General features: G+C 35.1%; 22 protein-coding genes and 1 tRNA gene. 12 read left to right on the plus strand and 11 right to left on the minus strand.

The features are described 5' to 3' along the window. The first annotated feature begins 3 nt into the window (after nt 1–3). Nucleotides 4–645 (plus strand): hypothetical protein, encoded by a 642-nt coding sequence (locus J7574_RS06925; RefSeq protein WP_290966179.1) that lies wholly within the window; start codon nt 4–6, stop codon nt 643–645. 631 nt (nt 646–1,276) lie between these two features. Beyond that, complete coding sequence (locus J7574_RS06930; RefSeq protein ID WP_290966181.1) at nt 1,277–2,071, plus strand: histidine kinase; 795 nt, start codon at nt 1,277–1,279, stop codon at nt 2,069–2,071. Between the two features lie 227 nt (nt 2,072–2,298). Here the strand turns inward: J7574_RS06930 and J7574_RS06935 are convergent, their stop codons facing one another. The 5 genes from J7574_RS06935 to J7574_RS06955 all read right to left on the minus strand — a co-directional run bounded on the left by J7574_RS06935 (nt 2,299) and on the right by J7574_RS06955 (nt 8,853). Next, nucleotides 2,299–3,015, minus strand: a complete 717-nt coding sequence (locus tag J7574_RS06935; protein WP_290966183.1) for a DUF434 domain-containing protein — start codon at nt 3,013–3,015, stop codon at nt 2,299–2,301. A gap of 29 nt (nt 3,016–3,044) precedes the next feature. Beyond that, nucleotides 3,045–3,842 carry a TatD family hydrolase gene (locus tag J7574_RS06940; RefSeq protein ID WP_290966186.1) on the minus strand — a complete coding sequence of 266 codons (798 nt, stop codon included), beginning with the start codon at nt 3,840–3,842 and terminating at the stop codon, nt 3,045–3,047. A 573-nt stretch (nt 3,843–4,415) separates the two neighbouring features. Then, a complete protein-coding gene (locus tag J7574_RS06945) occupies nt 4,416–5,837 on the minus strand; it encodes an RtcB family protein (protein WP_290966189.1) in 1,422 nt (473 codons plus the stop codon). A 409-nt stretch (nt 5,838–6,246) separates the two neighbouring features. Beyond that, nucleotides 6,247–8,487 carry a hypothetical protein gene (locus tag J7574_RS06950; protein ID WP_290966191.1) on the minus strand — a complete coding sequence of 747 codons (2,241 nt, stop codon included), beginning with the start codon at nt 8,485–8,487 and terminating at the stop codon, nt 6,247–6,249. 248 nt (nt 8,488–8,735) lie between these two features. After that, a tRNA-OTHER gene (locus J7574_RS06955) sits at nt 8,736–8,853 on the minus strand. 475 nt (nt 8,854–9,328) lie between these two features. On the opposite strand from J7574_RS06955, the gene J7574_RS06960 reads away from it, so the two are divergent. From J7574_RS06960 to J7574_RS06995, 8 genes are all read left to right on the plus strand, one after another. Then, nucleotides 9,329–9,943 carry a hypothetical protein gene (locus J7574_RS06960; protein ID WP_290966194.1) on the plus strand — a complete coding sequence of 205 codons (615 nt, stop codon included), beginning with the start codon at nt 9,329–9,331 and terminating at the stop codon, nt 9,941–9,943. Nucleotides 9,944–10,109: 166 nt separating this feature from the next. Continuing rightward, entirely contained in the window at nt 10,110–11,147 is a 1,038-nt protein-coding gene (locus J7574_RS06965) for a WYL domain-containing protein (protein ID WP_290966197.1), read from the plus strand. A 220-nt stretch (nt 11,148–11,367) separates the two neighbouring features. After that, nucleotides 11,368–11,826, plus strand: coding sequence for a MarR family transcriptional regulator (locus J7574_RS06970; protein WP_290966200.1), 459 nt, complete (start codon nt 11,368–11,370; stop codon nt 11,824–11,826). Nucleotides 11,827–11,883: 57 nt separating this feature from the next. Further along, nucleotides 11,884–14,274 carry a 3-hydroxyacyl-CoA dehydrogenase/enoyl-CoA hydratase family protein gene (locus J7574_RS06975; protein WP_290966202.1) on the plus strand — a complete coding sequence of 797 codons (2,391 nt, stop codon included), beginning with the start codon at nt 11,884–11,886 and terminating at the stop codon, nt 14,272–14,274. A gap of 93 nt (nt 14,275–14,367) precedes the next feature. Next, complete coding sequence (locus J7574_RS06980; RefSeq protein WP_290966205.1) at nt 14,368–15,549, plus strand: acetyl-CoA C-acyltransferase; 1,182 nt, start codon at nt 14,368–14,370, stop codon at nt 15,547–15,549. A gap of 129 nt (nt 15,550–15,678) precedes the next feature. Further along, a complete protein-coding gene (locus tag J7574_RS06985; RefSeq protein WP_290966208.1) occupies nt 15,679–16,029 on the plus strand; it encodes a four helix bundle protein in 351 nt (116 codons plus the stop codon). Nucleotides 16,030–16,080: 51 nt separating this feature from the next. After that, complete coding sequence (locus tag J7574_RS06990) at nt 16,081–17,871, plus strand: acyl-CoA dehydrogenase family protein (protein WP_290966210.1); 1,791 nt, start codon at nt 16,081–16,083, stop codon at nt 17,869–17,871. Between the two features lie 303 nt (nt 17,872–18,174). Beyond that, on the plus strand, nt 18,175–19,191 hold the full coding sequence (locus J7574_RS06995; protein ID WP_290966213.1) for a glycoside hydrolase family 18 protein: 1,017 nt from the start codon (nt 18,175–18,177) through the stop codon (nt 19,189–19,191). Between the two features lie 49 nt (nt 19,192–19,240). Here J7574_RS06995 and J7574_RS07000 read toward each other — a convergent pair whose 3' ends face one another. The 4 genes from J7574_RS07000 to J7574_RS07015 all read right to left on the minus strand — a co-directional run bounded on the left by J7574_RS07000 (nt 19,241) and on the right by J7574_RS07015 (nt 21,731). Continuing rightward, on the minus strand, nt 19,241–19,732 hold the full coding sequence (locus J7574_RS07000) for a hypothetical protein (RefSeq protein WP_290966216.1): 492 nt from the start codon (nt 19,730–19,732) through the stop codon (nt 19,241–19,243). A gap of 84 nt (nt 19,733–19,816) precedes the next feature. Further along, nucleotides 19,817–20,737: a transporter gene (locus tag J7574_RS07005; protein ID WP_290966219.1), complete on the minus strand. Its 921-nt coding sequence runs from the start codon at nt 20,735–20,737 to the stop codon at nt 19,817–19,819. Between the two features lie 41 nt (nt 20,738–20,778). Further along, nucleotides 20,779–21,297, minus strand: coding sequence for a DUF4251 domain-containing protein (locus J7574_RS07010; RefSeq protein ID WP_290966222.1), 519 nt, complete (start codon nt 21,295–21,297; stop codon nt 20,779–20,781). 5 nt (nt 21,298–21,302) lie between these two features. Next, entirely contained in the window at nt 21,303–21,731 is a 429-nt protein-coding gene (locus J7574_RS07015; RefSeq protein WP_290966225.1) for an META domain-containing protein, read from the minus strand. Between the two features lie 213 nt (nt 21,732–21,944). On the opposite strand from J7574_RS07015, the gene J7574_RS07020 reads away from it, so the two are divergent. Continuing rightward, nucleotides 21,945–22,472, plus strand: a complete 528-nt coding sequence (locus tag J7574_RS07020) for a superoxide dismutase family protein (RefSeq protein ID WP_290966229.1) — start codon at nt 21,945–21,947, stop codon at nt 22,470–22,472. 109 nt (nt 22,473–22,581) lie between these two features. Further along, nucleotides 22,582–23,784, plus strand: a complete 1,203-nt coding sequence (locus J7574_RS07025) for an LETM1-related biofilm-associated protein (protein WP_290966231.1) — start codon at nt 22,582–22,584, stop codon at nt 23,782–23,784. Nucleotides 23,785–23,826: 42 nt separating this feature from the next. Here J7574_RS07025 and can read toward each other — a convergent pair whose 3' ends face one another. After that, nucleotides 23,827–24,462 (minus strand): carbonate dehydratase, encoded by a 636-nt coding sequence (gene can, locus J7574_RS07030; RefSeq protein WP_290966234.1) that lies wholly within the window; start codon nt 24,460–24,462, stop codon nt 23,827–23,829. 114 nt (nt 24,463–24,576) lie between these two features. Beyond that, complete coding sequence (locus J7574_RS07035) at nt 24,577–26,223, minus strand: SulP family inorganic anion transporter (RefSeq protein ID WP_290966237.1); 1,647 nt, start codon at nt 26,221–26,223, stop codon at nt 24,577–24,579. Nucleotides 26,224–26,296: the final 73 nt, after the last annotated feature.

Below are 26,296 nucleotides of genomic sequence, written 5' to 3' on the forward strand. Positions count from 1 at the left end.
ACCATGGAATTAGAAAAATTACAACAAAAGGGAATTGATGCAATTGACTTTGTAAAAAAGATCGATAAAGAAATAGAAGATGCCTTTATCGAAAACTACAAAAAAATTGGCATTGAAGGACTGACAGAAAGTTTTCTTTTAGATGTAGAAACATTTAAAAAAGCACTTTCAGAAAATAAAAATAAAGAGTTTTGCAAGTTTTATTATATCCAAAAAGGCAAATCCTTAAACATAGGTTTATCATTTTCTGATAATGATGAATGCCCGATTAAAAATGATGATGTAAAATACATTTTAGATAATAAATCGATCTTAAAAGAAGATTTCTCAAAAATGAAAAATGATTTTATGAATGGTATAGGAGCAAAATTACCAACTCATCCTCAAAATAAGAAAGACACCTTAATTTCGTATTCTTTACAAGAAATTAATGATTTCTTAGAATTAATGGAAGGAGAATATTCTGATATTTATAACTTAAAATTCAATATGTTTCAGTACTCTCCTAACGGTAAAAATCCTAAACTTGCAGCTCGTTTTACAGAAAGAAAGAATAGAATTGCTTTTTGCGTTCATGCCCTATTCAATAAAAAAGACCTATACGGCGAAAGCGAAGGTTACGATCTAGGAAATCTAAGACCTTAATGATCTATGTTTATCAAATAATATTACTCTTAACACTATTAAAATCAATAGTCTTGGTTAGAAAATTTAGTCTTTCTAGCCAGAACTATTTGTTTGTATATCTCCTTATCACCTTTCTTATCGAATTATCCTCTTGGATTATTATTTTAATTAAGAAAGATTGGAGTTGTCAATATACAGCTTACTGTGTCTTTTGCATTGTTTTTTTCTGGTTTTACTATGCGCGATCCTTTCAAAAAAAATTGCGGAAAAAAGTGCACTTGACATCTGTTCTTATTACCGTAGGCTTTTTATTTCTTTCGTTTTTTTCAAAAGAAGATTTAGGTTCTATAGCAATAATAGTACTGCCTATTTTTTACATTATGTTTTCGCTATTTTGGTTTTATCAAAAAGTCGCTTTGCCTTCAAAATCTAAAATTACAAACGACCCCTATTTTTGGATTTCAACAGGTTTACTCCTCTGGAGCTGTTTTTTTATATTTAGAGTTATTCCGAGAGATTTCTTCAATATCGAAGACAAACCCTTTCTAGAATTACTTAGAGAATTTCTGTACGCGATCAATTGCATCATGTATCTTTTATTTTTTAAAGCTTTAATAGAATACGAGACAATCTCAAAAAACTTAAAAAAATGAGAGAACTTCCCCCAGAAATAAAACTAACCTATACGATCGCCATTATCATAATGCTGCTCTTTGTATGCTTTATTATTATGATGGTTTTTATCTACAACAAAAAACAGCTCATTCAGCAACAAAAAAACCAAATAAAAGAAAGCGAATTCCAGAACCAATTGCTTCAAAAAGAACTAGAACGCCAGAAAGCCATTCAGCTGGAGAGAGAACGCATTTCGCAAGATATGCACGACGATTTGGGCGCCGGAATTTCGGCTATCAAACTGCAGGCTGAATTTTTAAAATATAAAATGTCCGAAGAAAGTTTTTCTGAAGATCTAGAAGCAATCATCAACACTTCTGAAGAAATGAATTTAGCCATGCGCGAAATTCTTTGGAGTTTAAACTCGCAAAACGATACGGTGGATAATTTTATCGAATACACTACTCTGTATATCAAACGTTTTTTGAGTAAAACCAATATCGATTCGCATTTCCATTTGAGCGTTCCCGAAAAAGAAACCAATTTATCTGTAAAAGCCAGACGAAATCTTTTTTTAGCGCTTAAAGAAGCCGTTCATAATGTGTATAAACATAGTGGAGCGAATAACATTAGCATTGCATTTGAAGAAACCGAAAATAATTTTCAGATCACCATTACAGATGATGGAAATGGATTATCACATACACCACAAAAGGGAAACGGATTAACCAATATGACGCTACGAATGGAAGCCATAAATGGTGCTTTTAAAATCATTCCTGCTCAAAAAGGCACGTCTTTACTATTTGTATACCCGCTAGAGAATTAGAATTTCAATTTTCTCATAAAAAACCTGCAAACTAGACATTCGCAGGGTTTTCTATTTTTATTACGTTATTTTTAAACTGGCGCAAGCCTTATAAATTTGCTTGTCTGAAAAAAAGCCTTCAAACCAAGGACACCCCCCTGATTTAAAGGCCAACTTTTTTGCCATTAAAGTCATTAATAATTCTTCTAAAAATTCTACAGACTTTTTTCTTGATTGTGTTTCATTTCTTATTCACAATATATTATAGTTTCTTTTACACTCATTTGCGACAGTATATATTTCATTAAATTGAAATTAGCAGAAGCGTTATCCAGAATCCAAGCGTCTGAAGTTACAGCTATGTAACTACTTTCAGCCATTACTTTATCAGGATTGTTTACTAATTGTACTTCCCAATTGAAATTATTATTTAAAGCTATTTCTTCTATAATTTGCTTTAATCTTCCACTATTTGAAACAGGTTTATCAAATAACCAAAGTGCCTTTTTAATTTTTTCATTTCTAAAAAAATCGCCAATCAACTCAATTGCTTCAGAAGTTTGTTTTACTTTTTTATAAGTTCCATAAACACTTGACAAATCTCGGATAAAACCATCTTGTCCTTTAAAAACATAAGCGTTTGACAAAATACTTTCAAGTAAAATCAGAACATTAAATCCGTCAAAACAAATCTCTTTTCCTTCTAGATCTTGACTTGCAATTTCTTTTGATTTTCGGTCATCAATCTGTTCTTGAGAAGCGCTCATTCCACGAACCGCCTGTTGCTGACGCGCATTTAAACGATAACGGTTTCCAACTAAAGCCAATGTCGATTTTTCGCCATAACCTCGGCTTAAAAAATAATGCATATCGGTTACGGCTTCTTTTAGTTTGAACTGCATTTTCTCAGTTCCAAACAAAACGTCGTCGCTAGCTTCTTTTCCTCGGTTTTTGAGATTTGTCATTGATAAAACTTTTCTATTTCAATTAAGTCCTAAATATTAAAAAAACTTTTCGAATTCCTAGTCGTTTCCTCCGCAATTTTATCCAAAGCAATTCCTTTAAACTGTGCGATTGTTCCCGCTACATAAGGCAGAAAAGACGGTTCGCATCGCCGTTCGTGGTATTTCTTCAAAAGACTGTTCGGGACGTTTTTAGGAAGCATAAACGGCGCATCGGTTTCAATCATCATTCGGTCGAGCGGTACATACTGTAGCACTTCTTTTAAAGGACTGAAACGTTTGGCATCTGAAATCGCTCCCGTAAAACCCAGATAAAATCCGTTATCGAGATAGGTTTTGGCTTCTTGCAGACTTCCTGTAAAACAATGTACAACGCCTTTTGGCAGTTTCGACAGATAGTCTTTTGTGATATTCATAAAAGAACTAAAAGCTGCTCTTTCGTGCAAAAACAAAGGTTTCTGTACTTCAATCGCCAATTCTAACTGCGCTCTATAACATTCTTCCTGTTTGTTTCGGGGCGAAAAATCACGATCAAAATCGAGTCCGCATTCGCCAACAGAAACTACGTGTTTCTGCTGTAATAAATTCTTTAATTTCGAAATGCTCTGCGCATCAAAACTCTTCGCATCATGCGGGTGAATTCCTGCCGTGGCATACAACACGCCTGGGTATTGTCGCGCAATCTTAGCCGATTCTTCGCTATTTCGTACACTTGTGCCTGTAAGTATCATTTGCGATACGTCGGCGTCGAATGCGTCTTGTACGACATCGTCTATGTCGTTTTGGAATTGTTTGTTGGTTAAATTAATTCCGATATCTATATATGTCATTTTTTTTAAGTTGCTAAGGTTCTGAGAGGCTAAGATGCTAAGTTTTTTCCTCTCAGTTGCCTTAAATTATTTTCTTATTTTTTTGCCACGAAGGCTCTAAGACACAAAGTTTTTTTATTCTTTGTGTTGGTTATTGTTTTTTGCTTTTGCCACTAAGGCACTAAGGCGCAAAGTTTTTTGTTTCACGTAGATTCTAGCAGATTTAATTAGATTTTTTTTAAAATAATCTGCAACGATCTGCTTAAATCTTTTTTAATCTGCGTGAGACAAATTTTACGCAATATTTGTCATTCTGAGGAACGAAGAATCTTCGCAAGTAGCTCCGTAATGTATTTCCAATCTTTGTGGAGTTTCTCATGGAGATTGCTTCGCCAGTTCGCTAACGCTCGTGTCTTCGTTCCTCAGAATGACATAAAATGAGGAAAAACCTTTATCGCTTTATTTCTCTGTCACTTTCAATCTATCAAATGACAAAGAAATGAGAATATGTTGCGTAAGACGCACTGCAGTGCGCCTCTACACTGAAAAAACTTAGAACCTTAGCATCTTAGTATCTCAGCACCTTAAAAAGAACTAATCCTCACGACTTCCGTCATCTGCCATTCTCACAAGCTTCGGTGTAAACTTGGCCACAACATCTACTAAATCTTGTTGGGCTTCCATCACTTGATTGATATCTTTATATGCCATTGGGGCTTCGTCTAGTCCGGCACCGATAAGCGTAACGCCATGATCTCTCAAAATGGATTTCATCTCGGTTTGTGTAATGTTTTTTATGGCTTGAGTTCTGCTCATTTGTCTTCCCGCTCCATGCGAAGCCGAATTAATGGCGTTCTCCTCACCTTTTCCTCTCACCAAAAATCCTGGCGCGGTCATACTTCCCGGAATGATTCCCATAACGCCTTTTCCGGCTGGAGTTGCTCCTTTTCTATGTACGATTACTTCTTCGCCGTTCCAGATTTCTTTCCAAGCGAAATTATGATGGTTTTCGACTTTGGCTAAAATCGTTGCGCCTAACGCTCTTTCCATTTTGTTATGGATAATCTCGTGACAAGCCGAAGCGTAATCTCCCGCCAAATTCATCGCCAACCAATATTCCTGACCTAATTGCGAATTCATATCCAAATAAGCTAAGTTTTTCGCCACTTCTGGAAGTTTACATTCCTCTTTGGCAATTTTGGTGTAATGTCCAGCAATTGTAGCACCCATTCCGCGTGAACCAGAATGCGTCAATAAAGCCACATATTTCCCTTTTGGAATACCCAAAATAGCATCGTCTTTAGAAAATTCCATAATTCCAAATTCCACAAAATGGTTTCCACCGCCAGAAGATCCTAATTGCGACCAAGCTTTATCTTTCAAGTTTTTCACAAACGGATTCATATTGAAAGTCTCGTTCTCCAAAACCGCATGATCTGATTTGTATTGACCGTGAAATCCGTGGCCTGCTCCAAAAATAGAATTCGCGATTAATTCTTTTTTGAATTTAGCTTCGTTTTCAAAGTAAAAATCTTCTGGAATATCGTAAACCGACAAAGCCATTCTACACCCAATATCAACTCCAACTCCATACGGAATAATAGCATTTTTAGTGGCTAAAACTCCGCCAATCGGCAATCCGTAACCTTGATGCGCGTCTGGCATTAAAGCACCTGCAACGGTAACAGGAAGTTTCATGGCTACTTCCATTTGCTTTCTCGCACCGTCTTCGATATGATCCAATCCGTAAGCAGAATATGCATTCGGATTTTGATTTAAAGCAATGAAATCTTCTGATTTTTCATTCGATTTTTCGATTAAAGCAACAGCCAGTTTGCTGAAGACTTTATCATCTATATAATTTTCTGGAGCTTCTAAAACGTTTTTATAATTCTCGATCATTTCTTCTCGAGTAAATCCGTTTCTTTTGCTGTTTATTTTTAAAGCAATTCCAATTATTTTTCCTTCAGGAAATCCTAATTCTAATATATCTGTACCGTTTATTTGTGTTTTCATTTTTTTTCTTTTTTAAGGGACAAAGTGCCAGAGTAACATAGTGACAAAGGTTCTTTACTGCTGCGCAGTTATTTTGCGTAGATTATTTATTTCTCGCAAAGTCGCTAAAACGCAAAGTTTTTTTTTCTCGCAGATTGCGCAGATTTAAGGGATTTTTTTTGTCATCCTGAGGAACGAAGGATCACATCCAATATTCCTCAAAGAGAATCGCCAATCTTTGTCGAGCTTCTTGTGTGATCCTTCGTTCCTCAGGATGACAAACAGTGCGTTTAATAAAAAACTTTGCGCCTTCGCTCCCGATAGCTATCGGGATTGCGAGATTAAATTTACCAAGCTTTGTGGAGACGCACATTAAATCGCTTCCACAAAAAACTTAGCATCTTAGAACCTCAGTATCTTTGCATCTTTGTTAATCAATCAACAATTGCGTCACCACCGCTGGGTTCATTGCCCATTGTGCTGTGTACACCTCATCAGCGATTTCATTTTCGGTAATCGTTAAACCTTGAGCTTCCGCTTTTAGCTGTAATAAATTACCAATATTCAATTTGCTGTTCAATTTTGCCAATAGTGCCTGAACTCCTTTGAAATCCAAACCTCCCACAATCTGACCTCCGAAAGTCATCTCTAACCAAACGATTTCTCTTTTGGCTACATCCAACACTCCAAAAGCTAAACCTTTGGCAACACTTTGCGTCACACGAACCTGATGGGCTACACACGACGGATCGTAGGCAACACCTGTTTTCTCCGAAATTTTCATCGGATATTTGCTGTTCATCCAACCTACAACTAGATTTGGCGTAATACTTCCGTTGCTGTACGCATTACAAGTAAAAGTTACAAATTTTGCCTTAGCTTTCGCCAATTCGTCGATGTTGATATTGATGTATTCAGCCGTTCCAATTTTATTCGGAATACTTCTGATATCACCGCTATGCTGACAACCTATTGTGGCCAATCGGCTGAAAGAACAAATATCTGAACGGTCTTCGTATGCGATATGACAGCTTAAATCCATATCTAAATGTTGCGCTGGAAGGTCTTTACCCCACTGCATAAACAATCGTAGTTCGTTTCCTTCAACTGGGAAACGTGTTCCCATTAAAGCAACTGGCAAATCTTGAATGGTCTCGCTTCGGTCTCCAATAGAAACCGGCATGTTAAACAATTGCGGATCGATATAAATTGTTTTATTTAGATTTGAAACCGACGCAAATCGTTTTTTCATTGCCAAAATAGTCAATCCTTCGATTTGATTTTTCATTGTTTCCAACTGATTATCATCGTACAACTTCAACAATGGGTTTGATCCCACACGTTTGTTTGTTCCTCCCAAAGGTTTCACGCTTCTCTGCATGTTCACATCAAAATAATTTTTCGCATACATGTTTAAGGTAAACACCAATCTCGCCGGAACTTTATCGATAACTTCTTCGAAATGAGCGATTGTTTCATCGGCTCCAAACCAAAGCATATTCGAAAATAACGAACGAGCAAACAAACCTGGACGTTGTTTCAACAATCCAAAAGTTTTATCAGCATCAAATTTCAATCTTGACGAATTCACTTTGCTTTGCCAAACATCGTACACTTGGTTGTAGAATACATCCATTAAAAAATTCAATTTCTCAAATCCTTTTCTTTTGCTGTATTCTGCCAAACGCAACGCTCGGATAAAACGAACCCACATTCCTCTTTTTGGATGCATGATTTCGCACATGGCTTCTACATCCAAATTCATATTATTCAACCAATTTGCCACCATTAAACATTCTTTTCGAGAATATTTTAGTTTCAAATCTTTTTTAGAAGCAATTCTAGCTTGCGCACTTGTATCTAACGGATAATGAAAATGCTGATTGTTTTTTGCCGCTCTTTTGATAATCGTTTTTGGTTCGATAATCTGTAGCATTCCAGTATTTTTATACCATAGATAACGCAAAATATCGGTTGGCGTTTTCAAAAATTGAGAAGCCAACTCTTCATTACCGTTTTCAATCAAAAGATCGATCACCAGCATTAAAGTTTCCTTCATTGCGATTTCAGTTTTAGGCAAAGCCAAGTATTTCATCGCCATTTTTAAACTATCTACCTGAGTAGCGTCTAAAGCTGTTTTTGACTGCAATAATGAAATATAAAAATCCTCTAAATCTTTTTCATTCCATAATTCAAGAACTTTTAATTTGCTTCCTTGTCCTGTGTTTTCCAGTTTACCAAATTCAAACGGAGTACCGCAAAAAGGGCAACCGTTATATCTTTCTAATGGAAAAGTGTTATCTGGAATTGTATGTCCGCATTCTAAAACTGTTCCGTTTTTAGTTTGGAAAACATTTCCGAAAAAAGTAATGATATGATCTATCGCAGATTCATTTGTTGGCACATTCCATTCTTTTACCAATGGCGTCCAGTTTTTATCTGTTCCTAAAACTTCTCTCAGCACTTCTAAAACCTCGATTTTATAATTAGGGCTGACATTATTTAAAGCATGCAGTAACGATTCAGAAAATGTATATCCCAATTTTGAAACATTGGCTGCTAAAACCGATGTTGTTCCTGATAAATTCTGGTTATCACTCGCAATCATTTCTGATGGAATGAAAATAGCATTTTGACGTAAACTGATTTTTAATAATTCTTTTGTTTTCATTTTTTTAAATTTTTAAAATTTAGATAATTGTGCTTCTGAGTTCTACCTAAAAGATTTTGAAGTAAGAAGCACTTGACCTTAAATTGGAGTGTAATGAATTAGCTAATTCAAATTGGAAGTTTGTGGGTTTCCCCGAGAAGTAAGCTAATTTTGACCCTCGTTTTTTTATTAATGATGATTTTAAAACTTGCCGGATTCGAACCGGAGTACCAATTTTCTAGACGTAAGCTTCAATTGACCATTAACAGTAAAGCAGATGGGATTCGAACCCACGACCCGGACATTAAAAGTGTACGAAGTAAGTTTAGATTGACCTTTTAAGGATAATTTCGAAACTACCTGCTCTAACCGCTGAGCTACTGCTTCATGAGAATTGAATTAAGCGGTAATGGTATAAGTATAAATCGTAAAAGGTTTCTAGAAGTAACTTAAACTTGACCTGCTTTTTTTCAATTTTTTATTTCTATGAACGTTTGTTTTTATTTCTTGAACAAAGATTTCTAAACTAGTGCGCAATTATTCTGCGTAGTGAAATTTTTGTTTCATTTTTTAGAAATACTGTTTGTTTTATTTCTTGAACAAAGATTTCAAAACTACTACGCAATTATTTTGCGCAGTAAAAAAAGAATTTTACATTTGAGTAAAATATTTATCTAGCAATATCACATAAGTCCCAGCGGGACGGCATATTTCTAGCTATTTTATGATTGCTAGTAAAGAGCCCCAGCGGGGTGAAATATTTTAAATAAAGTGTCGCTCCGCTGGAGCTTTACGTCTTCGTCCTGTAAATTAGGCTATAAATATTTCGCTTCTCCGAAGCTCTATTCAAACACACATTAATATGAATTTAAAAAAAATCTACACCGATTTACTTCTAAATATTGGCTTTTCAGAAAATGAAATTCAGCAAAACTGGCTTGATTTAGAAAAAGCATATTCCAAGAAATCAAGACATTACCATAATCTGACACATTTAGAAGAAATGATCGAGAGTTTTGAAATGTATCGCAATCGTATTCAAAATCCAGAAGAAATATTATTTTCTATTTTTTATCATGATGTTGTGTATTCGGCTTCCAGGAAAGATAATGAATTAAAAAGTGCAGAATATGCTTTGTCAATTTTATCTGAAAAACACGATTTAAATAAGCAATTCGTTTTTGATGCTATCTGTGCGACGCAACTTCATTCACATAATTTAAATGAAGATATTAATTGGTTGATTGATTTTGATTTGAAAATCCTTGCCAAAGACTGGGAAGATTATAAAATCTATTTTGAACAAATACGAAAAGAATACCGCATTTATCCTGATTTTCTCTATAAACCTGGACGTGCAAAAGCATTGAAACATTTTCTGGAATATGAATTTATTTTTCAAACGGATGAATTCAGAGGTTTATATGAAGAAAAAGCGAGACGAAATATTGAAAAAGAGATTTCATTATTAACGTGATTCCGTTGTTAAACTAAACCCGACAGGTTTTAAAAACCTGTCGGGTTTTGAACACAAAGCATATTTGTAGAGACGCACTGCAGTGCGTCTAACGTTATGGATATCCGTTGCGTAGACGCACTGCAGTGCGCCTCTACAATACAAACCTAAAAATAAACATTTTTTTATGTCACAAAACAAAAATGCCTTAATACGCTACAAAGTAATCGACAAATGCCTGCAGAATAAATACCGACAATGGACACTTGAAGATTTAATCGAATGCTGTTCTGAAGCCTTATCTGAATATGAAGGTCGAGACATTCCTATAAGTAAACGAACCATTCAGATGGATATTCAGCTGATGAGAAGTGAAAAACTCGGTTATAATGCTCCAATCGTGGTTTACGATAAAAAGTATTATAAATATGAAGACGAAGATTTTTCGATAACAGATATTCCGCTGACGGAAACTGATATGAATGTTCTGACGGAAACCGTTTCTATGCTAAAGCAATTTAAAGATTTCTCTTTATTTAATGATGTATCGGATATTTTACAGCGATTGGAAGATAAAATCTACGCCGAAAAGTCACATACCAAACCTGTTATTTATTTGGACAAAAACGAAAAGCTAAAAGGACTTCATTATTTGGATGAAATTTATCAGGCGATTATCAAAAAGATGGTTTTGATTATTACTTATAAATCCTTTAAATCGCAGGAAGAAACGAAATTCCATTTTCATCCTTTTATATTAAAGGAATACAATAATCGTTGGTTTTTGATCGGGAAGAAAAAAGCAACTCAACCTATTACCAATTTAGCTCTGGACAGAATCGTTTCTATAGATTACGATTTTAACCTTCCTTATATAGAAGAAGATTTTGATGCCGATACCTATTATAAAGATATTATAGGTGTAACTGTCAATTCTGGTTTACAGCCAAGACGTATTGAACTTTGGATTGATGCTTCAAATGCGCCTTATGTCATTACGAAACCTTTGCATACCTCTCAGCGTTTAATTAAGGAAAATGAAGACGGAAGCATTATCGTACACTTGTTTATTTCCCCCAATTACGAGATGGAAAGGCTGTTATTAGGTTTTGGAGATTCTATAGAAATTTTACGTCCCGAAAGTCTGAGAATTCGCATGAAAAAGATCTTGCAGCGGGCAATTTCGAGATATGACCCAGAGAATAATACTGAAACAAACTCATAATTTTTTGAATAATCCAAAATTTATCCTAAAATAAATACCACAAAAAGATTTTTACGGTACTTAAATTGTTAAAATCCAAAAAAAGAATAGTATATTTCAAAATAAAATAACCACAAAACCCAGTAAATCAGGGATATTAATTAACTAACCAAAAATTTATGAAAAAATAATATGCATGCATAGTATTTTTTGATTATATTTGAAATCGATATAGTTACCTATGAAAGACAAAACGATAGATTATATTTTGAGAGCAACATGGCAGGCTGTTTCAAGAATGTATAATGAAGAGGCGGCAAAATACGATGCTACAATGGCAACCGGGTTTGCGCTTTTGAGTATGGATAAGGAAGAAGGAACGCCATCAACTGCTTTAGGCCCAAGAATGGGCATGGAAGCGACGAGCTTGACTAGAACACTAAAATCTATGGAAGAAAAAGGTTTGATTGTTCGCAAAAAGAACCCTAGTGACGGAAGAGGCGTTTTAATCTATCTGACGGACTTTGGAAAAGAAAAAAGAGATTTATCTAAAAATACAGTTCTGAAATTTAATGAAACGGTAAGAAAACATGTTTCAGACGAAAAACTGAATCATTTTATCGAAGTTGCTGAAATCATCAACGAATTAATTCAGGACAAAAACATATTTAATCAAACAGAAAACGCAGAAAACGAATAGCATTTCATCAGACAAGAAATAATTCGAAAACTGCAAAAAACAAACAAGTAACAAATTATGAAACGCACAATTAAAAAAGTTGCTGTAATTGGATCCGGAATTATGGGTTCGGGTATAGCTTGTCATTTTGCCAATATTGGTGTTGAAGTTTTACTGCTTGACATCGTTCCTCGCGAGTTGACAGAAGCTGAAGCTAAAAAAGGATTAACGCTTGAAAGCAAAGCCGTTCGCAACCGTGTGGTAAATGACCATTTGGCGAACTCATTAAAATCGAAACCCTCTCCTATTTACAGTCAGAAATTTGCAAGCCGAATCACGACTGGAAATACGACAGACGATATGGCAAAAATTGCTAATGTTGACTGGATTATCGAGGTGGTAGTAGAACGTTTGGACGTTAAGAAATTAGTATTCGAACAAATCGACAAATTCCGCAAACCGGGAACTTTGGTTACTTCTAATACTTCTGGTATTCCAATTCACTTTATGAGCGAAGGAAGAAGCGAAGATTTCCAACAGCACTTCTGCGGAACACACTTTTTTAACCCTGCGCGTTACTTAAAATTATTTGAAATTATTCCTGGTCCAAAAACTTCTACTGAAGTATTAAATTTCTTAAACGAATACGGTTCTAAATTCTTAGGAAAAACTTCGGTTGTTGCTAAAGATACTCCGGCGTTTATTGGAAACAGAATTGGTATTTACGGAATTCAGAGTTTATTCCATTTAGTTAAAGAAATGGGATTAACGATTGAAGAAGTGGATAAATTGACAGGACCAGTTATTGGCCGACCAAAATCTGCTACTTTCCGTACAGTTGACGTTGTTGGTTTAGATACTTTGGTGCACGTTGCCAATGGTATTTACGAAAACTGCCCTAACGACGAACAACACGAATTATTTAAACTTCCTGATTTCATCAACAAAATGATGGAAAATAATTGGTTAGGAAGCAAAACCGGACAAGGTTTCTACAAAAAAGTAGATAAAGACATTCTTTCTTTAGACTTAGATACATTAGAATATCGCGCTGCCAAAAAAGCCAATTTCGCGACTTTAGAATTAACTAAAACTATTGATAAACCTATTAATCGTTTTAAAGTTTTAGTAAAAGGAACAGACAAAGCAGGGGAATTCTACCGTAAGAGTTTCGCTGGAATGTTTGCTTATGTTTCCAACAGAATTCCTGAAATCTCAGACGAATTATACAAAATAGACGACGCTATGAAAGCTGGTTTTGGATGGGAAAATGGTCCATTCGAAATCTGGGATGCTATTGGTGTTGCAAAAGGAATCGAAATCATGAAAGCAGAAGGTTTAGAGCCTGCTGCGTGGGTAAACGAAATGTTAGCTTCTGGAAGCGAAAGTTTCTATACTGTAAAAGAAGGCGCTACGTATTTCTACAACCTTCCAACAAAATCTCAGGTAAAAGTTCCTGGACAAGATTCTTTCATTATACTAAACAACATCCGCGAAAGCAAAAAAGTTTGGAGTAACAGTGGCGCTATTATCCAAGATTTAGGAGATGGAATCTTAAACTTAGAATTCCAATCTAAAATGAATACGATTGGCGGCGACGTTCTTTCGGCAATCAACAAAGCAATTGAATTAGCTGAAAAAGAACATCAAGGCTTAGTTATTGGAAATCAAGCTGCAAATTTCTCTGTTGGAGCTAATATTGGAATGATTTTCATGATGGCAGTTGAGCAAGAATATGACGAATTGAATATGGCTATCAAATTGTTCCAAGACACCATGATGCGTGTTCGTTACTCTTCAATTCCAGTTGTGGTTGCGCCTCACGGAATGACTTTTGGTGGTGGATGCGAAATGAGCTTACATGCTGATAAAGTAGTTGCCGCTGCAGAAACTTACATGGGATTGGTTGAATTTGGTGTTGGAGTTATCCCTGGTGGTGGTGGTTCTAAAGAATTGACTTTAAGAGCTTCAGATTTATTCCGCAAAAATGATGTGGAATTAAACGTTCTTCAAGAGTATTTCTTGACTATCGCAATGGCAAAAGTTTCAACTTCTGGTTATGAAGCGTTTGACACTGGGCTTTTACAACATGGTAAAGATATTATCGTAGTAAACAAAGACCGTCAGATTGCTGAAGCTAAAAAACATGCGTTGTTAATGGCAGAAGCGGGTTACACGCAGCCAATTAGAAGAAACGATATTAAAGTTTTAGGAAAACAAGCTTTGGGTATGTTCTTAGTTGGAACGGATCAAATGGAAGCTGGAAAATACATATCCGAGCACGACAAGAAAATCGCTAACAAACTGGCTTACGTAATGGCTGGTGGTGATTTATCTGAAGCAACTTTAGTATCTGAACAATATTTATTAGATATCGAACGTGAAGCTTTCTTGAGTTTATGTACAGAGCGTAAAACTTTGGAGAGAATTCAATACATGTTGACTAAAGGAAAACCGTTAAGAAACTAGAAAATAGAACAAAGAGAATAGAATATAGATTTTAAGACTTCGTAAAGTCTATTTTCTATACTCTATCTTCTATACTCTTAAAAACAAAAACAAATGAAAACAGCATATATAGTAAAAGCATATAGAACAGCAGTTGGAAAAGCTCCAAAAGGTGTTTTTAGATTTAAAAGACCTGATGAATTAGCTGCAGAAACCATTCAGTTTATGATGGATGAACTGCCTGATTTTGACAAAAAACGCATTGACGACGTTATGGTTGGAAATGCAATGCCAGAAGCAGAACAAGGACTTAACGTGGGGCGTTTGATCTCTTTAATGGGATTGAAAGTTGAAGACGTTCCTGGAGTTACAGTAAACCGTTACTGTGCATCTGGATTGGAAACTATCGGAATGGCAACAGCTAAAATTCAATCAGGAATGGCAGATTGTATCATTGCTGGTGGTGCAGAAAGTATGAGTTATATTCCGATGGGAGGTTACAAACCAACTCCAGATTATAAAGTTGCTGCTGCAGGTCACGAAGATTATTACTGGGGAATGGGTTTAACTGCCGAAGCGGTTGCTAAACAATATAATGTTTCTAGAGAAGATCAGGATGAGTTTGCTTACAATTCTCATATGAAAGCTTTAAAAGCACAAGCAGAAGGAAAATTTGACAAACAAATCGTTCCTATTACGGTTGAGCAGACTTTCATCAACGAAAATGGTAAAAAAGAAACGAAATCATATGTAGTGAATAAGGACGAAGGGCCAAGAGCTGGAACTTCTAAAGAAGCTTTAGCAGGTTTAAGACCCGTTTTTGCTGCTGACGGAAGTGTAACTGCTGGTAACTCTTCTCAAATGAGCGACGGTGCTGCTTTCGTTTTAATCATGAGCGAAGATATGGTAAAAGAATTAAACCTTGAGCCAATTGCCCGTTTGGTAAATTTCGCTTCTTCTGGTGTTGAGCCAAGAATTATGGGTATCGGACCTGTAAAAGCAATTCCGAAAGCCTTAAAACAAGCAGGATTAACATTAAATGATATCGAATTAATCGAATTAAACGAAGCTTTTGCTTCTCAAGCTTTAGCAGTAACTCGTGAATTAGGTTTAAATCCAGATATCGTAAACGTAAACGGTGGAGCAATTTCTTTAGGACACCCTCTAGGTTGTACTGGCGCTAAACTTTCTGTTCAGTTATTCGACGAAATGAAACGCAGAGGCAACAAGTACGGAATTGTTTCTATGTGTGTGGGTACTGGGCAAGGTTCTGCAGGTATTTACGAAGTTTTATAAGACTCTTTAGAGGAAAGAAGCAAGAGGAAAGACTTTCTGTTTGGAATAAAAAGTTAATCTGAAATAGATTTTTTCAAAAGTAGTAAAAAACTTACTTTTAATTTTTCTTCTTATCTTGCCTCAAAAAACATGAAACACAATTTTAAGAATTTGAAGATTTGGATTTTAGCTATGGAGATAACAAACGATATTTATAAACTAACTTCTACTTTTCCAAAATCTGAAACTTATAGTTTGTCAAATCAAATGAATCGATGTTCTGTATCAATGCCTTCTAATATTGCTGAAGGTTCAAACAGAGGGAATAAACATTTTCAGCATTATCTGAATATTAGTCTAGGCTCATCATTCGAATTGCAGACACAATTGTTAATAGCTTGTCAAAATGACTATTTAACAAAAGAAAAAACAGAAAAATTAGAAAACAAAATAATTGAATTTCAAAAGATGACTACAGGCTTCATCAATAAGTTAGGTTAAAATCTTTCTTCTTGCTTCTTTCATCTTTCAAATCTAAAAAACAAAAAAGTCATGAGCGACAAAACAAGAGGAGGTCAATTCCTAGTTAAAGAAACAAAATGCGAGGACATCTTCACACCAGAAGATTTCTCAGAAGAGCAGTTAATGATGCGTGACTCTGTAAAAGAGTTCGTAGACAAAGAATTATGGGCGCATAAAGATCGTTTTGAAAAGAAAGATTACGCGTATACAGAATCTTCTATGCGTAAAGCAGGTGAATTGGGACTTTTAGGAGTTGCGGTTCCAGAAGAATACGGCGGATTAGGAATGGGATTCGTTTCTACAATGCTAGTTTGCGACTACATTTCTGGAGCAACAGGATCTTTCTCTACGGCTTTTGGAGCTCATACCGGAATTGGAACTATGCCAATTACACTTTACGGAACTGAGGAACAAAAGAAAAAATACGTTCCGAAATTGGCTTCTGGAGAATGGTTTGGTGCTTATTGTTTAACTGAGCCAGGCGCAGGATCTGATGCTAACTCAGGAAAAACAAAAGCAGTTTTATCTGAAGACGGAAAATACTACTCTATTACAGGTCAAAAAATGTGGATCTCGAATGCAGGTTTCTGTAGTCTATTCATCGTTTTTGCTCGTATCGGAGATGATAAAAATATTACAGGTTTCATCGTAGAAAACGATCCTTCAAACGGAATTTCTATGAATGAAGAAGAGCATAAATTAGGAATCCGTGCTTCTTCTACTCGTCAGGTTTTCTTCAACGAAACAAAAGTTCCGGTTGAAAACATGTTATCTGAAAGAGGAAACGGTTTCAAAATTGCTATGAATGCCTTAAACGTTGGACGTATTAAATTGGCTGCGGCTTGTCTTGACGCACAAAGAAGAGTGACTTCTGGAGCTGTAAAATATGCTAACGAAAGAATTCAGTTCAATACTTCAATTTCATCTTTTGGAGCTATCCGTTCTAAATTGGCTGAAATGGCAACTAACGCTTACGCTGGAGAAAGTGCTTCTTACCGCGCTGCAAAAGACATTGAAGACAGAATCGCTGCTCGTGAAGCAGAAGGAACTTCTCACCAAGAAGCAGAATTAAAAGGTGTTGAAGAATACGCTATCGAGTGTTCTATCTTGAAAGTAGCGGTTTCTGAGGACGTTCAAAACTGTTCTGACGAAGGAATTCAGGTTTTTGGTGGAATGGGATTCTCTGAAGATACTCCGATGGAAAGTGCTTGGAGAGATGCTCGTATCGCGCGTATCTACGAAGGTACAAACGAAATCAACAGAATGCTTTCTGTAGGTATGTTGATCAAAAAAGCAATGAAAGGACACGTTGATTTACTTGGACCAGCAATGAAAGTCCAAGAAGAATTAATGGGAATTCCATCTTTTGATACTCCTGATTTCTCTGAATTATTCTCAGAAGAAAAAGTAATCGTGGCAAACTTGAAAAAAGTTTTCTTAATGGTTGCAGGAAGCGCTGTTCAAAAATACGGTCCAGATTTAGATTCTCACCAGCAATTATTAATGGCAGCGGCTGATATCTTAATCGAAATTTACATGGCCGAAAGTACAATCTTGAGAACTGAGAAATTAGCAAAATCTCAAGGTGAAGATAAAGTACAAGAGCAAATTGCAATGGCAAAATTATACTTGTACAAAGCTGTAGATATCGTAAACTTAAGAGGAAAAGAAGGAATTGCTTCATTCTCTGAAGGAGACGAACAACGTATGATGTTAATGGGACTTAAACGTTTCACTAAATATACAAATCTGCCAAACGTTGTGGCACTTAGAGAAAAAATTGCAGAAAAATTAGTTGCAGAAAATACATACTGCTTCTAATAGAAAAATAGTTTTTAGCTTTTAATTTGTTTAAGCCCGCGCAAGTCCGAAACTGCGCGGGCTTTTTTTTGCTCTTTCTGTGAAAGGCACTACTTACAAGTCGCAATATTTTTGCAGTAATTTGCAAAATATTCGTTAAAATTAGCGCTCTTCTAGCTATAGAATGGTTAAATATCAAATGTATTACAGTATATTTAACATTCTAAAAACTATAAAAACAAAATAATGAAACAAATTTCTCTAATTGCGTCCTTTTTATTGTGCTTTGGGTTAACTTCGACTTTCGCACAAAAAAACAAAAAAATGGACATTATTGCCTATTACACAGGCGACTCAGAACTTATTGATAAATATGAGGTTAGCAAATTGAACCAAATCATCTTTAGTTTTTGTCATTTAAAAGACGGAAAATTAACGGTTGATTCAGATAAAGATTCTAATACTATTAAGCATTTAGTATCGCTTAAAGCTAAAAATCCACAACTTAAAATTATTGTTTCTCTTGGAGGTTGGGGCGGTTGCGAACCTTGCTCTGAAGCTTTTTCTACAGCTGAAGGACGCCTAAAATTTGCAAAATCTGTAAAAGAATTAAGTGATTCTTATAACGTTGATGGTTTAGATTTAGATTGGGAATATCCTGCAATTGAAGGACTTCCTGGACATTTGTATCAAGCAGTTGACAAACCAAACTTTACTGAATTGGTAAAAATATTACGTTCTACATTAGGCAAAAAATACGAATTAAGTTTTGCTGCGGGAGGATTTCAAAAATACTTGGACGAATCTATCGACTGGAAAGCAGTTACTCCATTGGTTAACCGAATCAATATCATGAGTTACGATTTAGTAAACGGATACTCTAAGGTTACAGGTCACCATACTCCATTATACAGTACCAATCCAAAAGAAGAATCTACAGATAGAGCGGTTGAGTTTTTATTAAAACAAGGTGTTCCTGCTGAAAAATTAGTAATTGGAGGTGCATTCTATACCAGACAATGGAAAAACGTAGAAAACATCAATAATGGATTGTACCAAGCTGGAGAACACTTTCAAGGTGTAGACTTTAAAAACTATGGCACAACATATACAGAAGCAAACGGCTGGAAATATTTTTATGATGAAAAAGCTCAAGCGCCATATTGGTACAATGCTCAAACTAAAACTTTTGCAACATCAGACGATTTAAAATCTATCAAAGCAAAAGCAGAATATGTAAAAGCTAAAAAGTTAGGCGGCATTATGTTCTGGGAACTTACCTTAGACAGTTTCCGTGACGGAATGGTAAATGAGATTTACAAAGTTAAAACTGCAAAATAAAAAAAAGAGGGAATCAAATTGATTCCCTCTTTTTTTACAGACAACTATTTTACATCGTTTTAGTCTTAGTCTTATCCATTTCGCCAATAAACGGAATAGCTTCTAAAATTTCGCTTTTAATTATCGTTTGAAGATAAACTTCAAGCTGGATAAATTTAGCCGCATTTATTGAGCCAATTGCTTTTTTAGCTTGATTATACGTTTTAGAATAAAGTTTCTCATAGTCAACATGGTTTTTTAAAGTAGCTTTAGCTAATTCATCTGCTTTAGCATCGGTTAAAGTTTCGTAATTAGCCGCATAATCATTTAGCAATTGAAACTTTGTCTGCCCTAAAGCTTTACGAGCTGTTTCGTAATCTTCATAAACTTTAGCAAAGGCTGTTGCTTGAGCATCAGATAAATTCATGTACTGTTTAACCAAATCACTTTTAGATTTTCCGTAAACGCTTTGTACTACTTCTAAATCTTCTTTATATGAAGATTGTGCATAAGATGAAAACGAGGCTGCCGCCATAATAAGAATAAGACCTAATTTTTTCATAGTTTTAATTTTAAATTTGTTTTTAAAAAATATATGCATACTCAAATATACTGATTTTAAACACATTAAACCATAATTCAATTTTTAAAAAAAGGAATATTGGTAAACTGCTGACAGAGCATAATAATTTAACCCATTGTTAGTATATGCCCCAATGTGGTATTGCAATCTAATAGACTGTCCTTTTGCTATTGGCGTAGAAAAAGTACCTCCAACTCGCCAATTATCGATCTGACTATCTTCTGCAACTCCATCAATAATTGTTTTTCCTCCAAAAAACCAAGTGGTATTAAAACCCAGCCACATCTGGTTTTTAAAATAATAACTCGCATGAGCTTGCAAGCTATAAGTAGATTTCTGCTCCAATTTTTTACCCACATAATCATTATTATCGGTATAAAACCAAACTCCAGCGTACGCTTCGGCATAGACATGAGTAAATCTTTTAGAAACACCAATTTCTGGCTTAAATCCCCAACGGTTAGTGCCTATATTAACCTGTTTATCATCGTAATATTTTCCTGTAGGAACAGAGGTAACCAAACTAACTCCCAGAATTGTTTTCTGCTGAAAAGACCTAAACTCCGATTTATCTAAAGCCGGTGATCCTAGAAGATTTATACCTACCCTAATTTTCATATCGGCAAAACCCGTTCTAGATCCCGTTAAAACATCTCCATTGGTTCGCGTTACTTCACCATCCATAAAAGAATAAGGTAACGCTACCTGAATACGTGCCAGTTTATTGTACATACCAAATGTCCTAACATAATTTACTGCCAGATTATGACTCCGAAGCGTAAAGTCGGCAATAGGCAAAGCGGGATCTGTAAGTACATTTCCGTTCATAAAAACATACCCAGCCGCAATAACATTCAGATCTTTAGGAACATTGGCATAAGCTCGAGGTTCTAAATCCTGACCCGACACAGTGAACATACCAAAAGAGAAAAACAAAACCGAAAACTGCCACTTTTTTAATAACCAAAAAAAATTTCTTACCATATATTCAGACGAATTTGTGACAAGTTTGCTTATGAATTACACTATTTTTTCTCCGATGCTTTTGGAGCATATATTATTCCATCATAACTAATTGGGCCTCTATTATTACTAGAAACAGAAAGCGTTGTGTTTCCGTTGTAAAAGATAGAAAACAGCAAATCGTAAACATCACTCTTACCTCGCACTGTAGCCTTTAAAATGGTATTATTCTTTTTAGTTTCTATCCTAACGTTTTCAGGCTTGCCTTCAAACTTTATTCCGCCATCACCATTATAGGCAACATTATATCCTCTGCCAAAAAATGGAAGATCGCAAGTTGTACTATCAGCCTTAAACTTCAAGAAATAGGTATTATAATCTAACTGAATTAACCTTCCGCCCTGAGGCGTTGCTTTTTGGGCTTCAAAAACAAAATTTTGAGAATCTATTAGTGTCTTGATTTCATTTTGTTTCTGTAACTCTCTTTCTTGTTTGAGTTCCTTTTTTGATTTTTCCTGTGCTGAAACTGAAAAACTAACAACATTTATCAGCAATAGAAAAACAGATAATGTAGTTTTCATAAAAATCATTTTTTAGTAAAACGCATCATTGCAATATCTCCAGAAATAAAGTTTAAAGTCTTACCATCATCTGTTACGTCGTAAGAAGTTATTTTTTGTAGCGTGCTCAAGTACATTTGTTCCCCTTTCAATCCGTCCAGACACATCATTTTAGTTACTGCCATTGGCTGTGTAAAATCAATTTTATTGCCCTCTACAGCCAATTTTCCCGAATATGAATTACAGCTCGCATTGCCAGAAACCTGATTTGCTTTGGTGTCAAATTTTATAGTTGGCTTTTTATTTGGATATAATGCATCAAAAGTAGTTTGTGGACCAGAAATGTAATTCAGCTCCCAAGTTCCATCAAGTTTAGAAACAGCATCCGTTTTTGCGCATTTGCAGGAAATTAAAAACGAACTAAAAAAAACGAGGGTAAAAATCTTTTTCATCATAACATTAAGGATTAAATGTGAGCGAATTAGACAAAATGATTTCAGAAATTATTCGTTAAAAACCTATACGAATTTACACAATATTTTCGATTTTTAACTCAATCGATATCAAATTATAACGTATAGTTTGACTTTTTTTTAACTTTTAGAGTCAATCAAATCCGTTATTTTATGTTAAATTTACTTAATCTTTAACTAAAAATGCCCGTAGATATGAAAAAACTAATTGTTTCTTTCGCTATAATTACAGCCTTAATCATTGGCTGTAAAACAAATAACAAATCAAATGACGCAAAAACTCTAACTGTTGCATTAGAACCAAAAAGCAACAGTAAAGTAGCTGGAACTGCTACTTTTGTTGAGAAAAATGGTAAAGTAACTTTTACTGCAAAAATCACAGGATTAGAGCCAGGAGTTCACGCCATCCATATTCATGAAAAAGCAGATTGTACTGCTGCAGACGGAAGTTCTGCTGGAGGTCACTGGAATCCAAAGTTCAAAAAACATGGAAAATGGGGAGTTGGAGAATACCATGCAGGTGATATCGGAAACTTTACCGCTGACGCAAAAGGTAACGGATCTATCACTTTAACCACTGACGAATGGTGTGTTGGGTGTGGAGATGCAAATAAAGATGTTCTTGGAAAAGGTTTAATCGTTCACGCAGGAACAGATGATTTTACCACTCAGCCAACAGGAAATGCCGGAGGAAGAGTAGCTTGTGCAGGAATCATTAAATAAGAAAAATTTCAATAACCGCTATTTTTAACAAAATCTAGCGGTTATTTCATTTTAAAATGAATTCTAAAACAAGAAAAAGACATAGCTTTGCATCAGCAAAATTAAGTCCATGATTAATCCATCAGCGCCAGGCTGGATCGATAAGTTTTTTAGTGAACAGAAGTTTTCAGAAGCGATTCCTTTTGAAACTGTAGATTCGTTTTACTACAAAGTGAGAGAAACGGGATTTATCTATGGCCATATTATTGCTATAGATACACAGGTTCCGATCACTATAAAAGGCTGGTTTAAAACCGAAATTTCTAAAGTAGCTTTACTCAATACACTCTATCATGTTTTTTGTTTAGAGAAAAGAAATTCAGAACCTAAAAATTTTATTTCAGAAGTTTTAAAGTTTTATAAGCAAATGAATCCAGAAGGATTTAATTTGTTTAAAATTTTATTGCCAAAAGATACTCCTTCTCTATCGCTGGAAAATATTATCGATCAGAGAGTTCAAACCAATGATAGCATTATCAGCAAAAACTTTTCGCATTTGGTGACCAATGCTTTATTGTTTATTGATGTTCTGGCTTTCAGACAGTATTTAGAGCATGGAGAAATTCCTGAAAAATATTTAAAAAGAATTGAAGAAACCGTTCTCGGAATTGTGGGTTTGGCTTTGAAAACCAAAACAGTAAAATCCCAGCACGACGATCTTTTAATCAAACTTTTTGAAGCATCTATACGCTATTCTAAATTCTCTAAAGTAACTGTTGATACTTTAGAAACTTTAAATTTGGAATATTTCAAAAACAAATTGGAACAATATTACCTAATCGATATGGCTGGAATGGCTTTATGGAGCGACGGAGTTGTAGAAAATGAAGAATCGTATTTTCTATATGCCTTAGGTTCTACAATGGGAGTTGGCGACGATTTTGTAACCAAAAGTATGGACACAACCAATACTTTTATCACCACCCACAAAAAGAAAATACCGTACTTTAATTATTCAAATCCTGTTAAACATTTTTACGACCAAATGACTCACAGCGTAGTCAAATTAATCATAAGAAATAAAAACAGATTAATTAAAGAGATTGTTCAAAGTAAAGAATTAATGGTGCTTCTCGCCTATTCTACAACGAGAGATTTGGATGCCAAAGAAAAGAAGAAAGTAAAAAAACAGCTTTTGGATATCTGTAAAACTATTCCATCTTTGACGATATTTTTACTTCCAGGAGGAAGTTTATTATTACCGATATTAATCAAGTTTATTCCAACAATGCTTCCATCAGCATTTAATGAAAATCTAGACGAAAACGAATAAAAAAAATCGCCCTTTTTACAGGGCGATTTCTATTTCTTACTATTAAAGATCTAATTGATACACTTCGTCTAGTTCGGAATTTGAACTGATTGTAACATTTAAATCTGTTACGAAACCAGAATTCAATCCGTAAACCCAACCGTGAAGCATAAGGTCTTGTCCATTTTTCCAAGCACCTTGAACAATTGATGTTTTAGCCAAATTATAAACTTGCTCTTTTGCATTGATTTCAACAAAAGCATTGAAACGCTCTGTTTCATCTTCAATAGAATTCAAGTATTTGTCATGCAAACGGTATTCATCTTTAATGTGACGAATCCAGTTATCGATAATTCCAACTGACTGATTCCCCATTGCTGCTTTTACACCCCCGCATCCGTAGTGTCCGCACACGATAATATGTTTAATTTTCAAAACATTTACAGCATAATCCAAAACGCTTAGCATGTTCATATCTGAGTGCACAACCATATTAGCAATGTTTCTATGTACAAAAACTTCACCTGGTTTTGCTCCAACAATTTCGTTTGCAGGAACACGGCTATCCGAACATCCAATCCATAATAAAGGCGGCTGTTGTCCTTTTGCCAAATCAGCAAAATAATTAGGATCTTTTGCTAATGAAGTTTCAACCCACTTTTTATTATTTTCTAATAACTGCTCATAAAATTTTCTCATTTTTTTATTTTTTGTGTGGTAATTTCTAATTCTAGGAATGTCTCAAAAAAGAACTTAAATGTAAAGTTACCTAAAATTTGACATTTCCTTGCCCTCAAAAACACCTATTTTTAATTATTCTCCTCTAACAACTTCTTTCTGAACCAGTTCCCTTTTCGCCACATCATAATAATGTTCTATCGTAACATGATTATGATTTTCGGGCGTATTTTCTAATTCGTATGCTTCTTTAAATCCTTTAAGCTTCACTTTGATGTTTTCATCGATTGCTCGGATTTCTTTAAATTCACGAATTAAATCCAAAACATCGTGCGAAATATACTCCGTATCATGAGCATTGATAATTACTTTAGAATTTTCTGGAATTTCGTTCAACGTCTGTTTGATCGCTGCTTTATTTAAAAACGAAACTTCCTGAGCTAAATCAATATGAATGATATCACCATCTTCATATTCTTCTTTCTTAAAAGCATAAGCTCTTTTCAGGTTTCCTCTCAAAACAAAAATAATACTGATAACAATTCCCAGCGCAACACCTTTTAGCAAATCTGTCGCAACGACAAAGACCAAAGTTGCAATGAAAGGGACAAACTGGTATTTCCCCTTTTTCCAGAAATGCATAAAGGCTGCTGGTTTTGCTAATTTATATCCAACCAAAATCAAAACGGTTGCCAAAGTTGCCAATGGAATTTTGTTTAAGATTGCTGGTATAGACAATACACTTATTAATAAAAGCACACCATGAATAATGGCAGACATTTTAGATTTTGCTCCTGCATTATTATTGGCTGAAGACCTTACTACCACAGAAGTCATGGGCAAACCACCCAAAAGAGAACTCACAATATTACCAACACCTTGTGCTTTAAGCTCGACATTGGTATTAGTGTAACGTTTTTGCACATCCATTCTATCGGTAGCTTCAATACATAAGAGCGTTTCAATAGAAGCGACAATGGCAATTGTAACAGCAACGACCCAAACTTGCGGATTTGTAATAGCAGTGAAGTCTGGCGTAATTATAATTGATTTAAAATCATCAAAAGATTTTGGAACTGGCAAAGAAACCAAATGTTCTTTTGCAATTGCCAAAGTGCTTCCTGTAGATACAAATATTTCGTTTAAAACAACTCCAGCAATTACAGCAACCAAAGCTCCCGGAACCAGTTTTATTCTTTTTAAGAAAGAAACTTTATCCCAAGCCAATAAAATTACTAGTGAAACCGCAGAAATAACCACAGCTCCTAAGTGAATATGATTTAATACATCGAATAGAAATGAAAATGAATTGCTTCCATCATTTTGAATAAAAGCCTGATCTCCCTCAAAATCTGCATCGTAACCAAAAGCGTGTGGTATTTGTTTTAAAATGATAATAATTCCGATACCCGCTAACATTCCCTCGATTACGTTTGTCGGAAAATAATTTGATATACTTCCTGCCTTTAAAAATCCTAATGCTAATTGAATTAATCCAGCAATAAAAACAGACATTAAAAATACATCGAAAGCTCCTAAATCGGTAATTGCGGTTAAAATGATAGCTGTTAACCCAGCAGCTGGACCTGATACACTAATATGCGATTGGCTTAAATATCCTACTACGATACCACCCACGACACCAGCGATAATTCCAGAAAATAATGGTGCTCCAGAAGCCATTGCAATACCTAAACACAACGGAAGAGCCACCAAGAAAACCACTAAACCTGAAGCAAAATCAGATTTAAGGTTGGCAAAAAGATTGATTTTTTTTGTCATAATATAATACTAAAAAAATTATTCATTAAAGATTTACCCCATCTCGAGAGAAATGCGGCTAAAGTTCAAAATA

Source organism: Flavobacterium sp. (assembly GCF_017744675.1).
Lineage (GTDB): Bacteria > Bacteroidota > Bacteroidia > Flavobacteriales > Flavobacteriaceae > Flavobacterium.

Excerpts from the sequence above, each read along its gene's own strand:
- J7574_RS06925 (WP_290966179.1), top strand. The coding sequence starts at position 4 with ATGGAATTAGAAAAATTACAACAAAAGGGAATTGATGCAATTGACTTT.
- J7574_RS06935 (WP_290966183.1), bottom strand. The coding sequence starts at position 3,015 with ATGACAAATCTCAAAAACCGAGGAAAAGAAGCTAGCGACGACGTTTTG.
- J7574_RS06980 (WP_290966205.1), top strand. The coding sequence starts at position 14,368 with ATGAAAACAGCATATATAGTAAAAGCATATAGAACAGCAGTTGGAAAA.
- J7574_RS06950 (WP_290966191.1), bottom strand. The coding sequence starts at position 8,487 with ATGAAAACAAAAGAATTATTAAAAATCAGTTTACGTCAAAATGCTATT.
- J7574_RS06960 (WP_290966194.1), top strand. The coding sequence starts at position 9,329 with ATGAATTTAAAAAAAATCTACACCGATTTACTTCTAAATATTGGCTTT.
- J7574_RS07010 (WP_290966222.1), bottom strand. The coding sequence starts at position 21,297 with ATGAAAACTACATTATCTGTTTTTCTATTGCTGATAAATGTTGTTAGT.
- J7574_RS07000 (WP_290966216.1), bottom strand. The coding sequence starts at position 19,732 with ATGAAAAAATTAGGTCTTATTCTTATTATGGCGGCAGCCTCGTTTTCA.
- J7574_RS07020 (WP_290966229.1), top strand. The coding sequence starts at position 21,945 with ATGAAAAAACTAATTGTTTCTTTCGCTATAATTACAGCCTTAATCATT.
- J7574_RS06990 (WP_290966210.1), top strand. The coding sequence starts at position 16,081 with ATGAGCGACAAAACAAGAGGAGGTCAATTCCTAGTTAAAGAAACAAAA.
- J7574_RS07035 (WP_290966237.1), bottom strand. The coding sequence starts at position 26,223 with ATGACAAAAAAAATCAATCTTTTTGCCAACCTTAAATCTGATTTTGCT.
- J7574_RS07005 (WP_290966219.1), bottom strand. The coding sequence starts at position 20,737 with ATGGTAAGAAATTTTTTTTGGTTATTAAAAAAGTGGCAGTTTTCGGTT.
- J7574_RS06975 (WP_290966202.1), top strand. The coding sequence starts at position 11,884 with ATGAAACGCACAATTAAAAAAGTTGCTGTAATTGGATCCGGAATTATG.
- J7574_RS06940 (WP_290966186.1), bottom strand. The coding sequence starts at position 3,842 with ATGACATATATAGATATCGGAATTAATTTAACCAACAAACAATTCCAA.
- J7574_RS06970 (WP_290966200.1), top strand. The coding sequence starts at position 11,368 with ATGAAAGACAAAACGATAGATTATATTTTGAGAGCAACATGGCAGGCT.
- J7574_RS06945 (WP_290966189.1), bottom strand. The coding sequence starts at position 5,837 with ATGAAAACACAAATAAACGGTACAGATATATTAGAATTAGGATTTCCT.
- J7574_RS06930 (WP_290966181.1), top strand. The coding sequence starts at position 1,277 with ATGAGAGAACTTCCCCCAGAAATAAAACTAACCTATACGATCGCCATT.
- J7574_RS06995 (WP_290966213.1), top strand. The coding sequence starts at position 18,175 with ATGGACATTATTGCCTATTACACAGGCGACTCAGAACTTATTGATAAA.
- J7574_RS06985 (WP_290966208.1), top strand. The coding sequence starts at position 15,679 with ATGAAACACAATTTTAAGAATTTGAAGATTTGGATTTTAGCTATGGAG.
- can (WP_290966234.1), bottom strand. The coding sequence starts at position 24,462 with ATGAGAAAATTTTATGAGCAGTTATTAGAAAATAATAAAAAGTGGGTT.
- J7574_RS07025 (WP_290966231.1), top strand. The coding sequence starts at position 22,582 with ATGATTAATCCATCAGCGCCAGGCTGGATCGATAAGTTTTTTAGTGAA.
- J7574_RS07015 (WP_290966225.1), bottom strand. The coding sequence starts at position 21,731 with ATGATGAAAAAGATTTTTACCCTCGTTTTTTTTAGTTCGTTTTTAATT.
- J7574_RS06965 (WP_290966197.1), top strand. The coding sequence starts at position 10,110 with ATGTCACAAAACAAAAATGCCTTAATACGCTACAAAGTAATCGACAAA.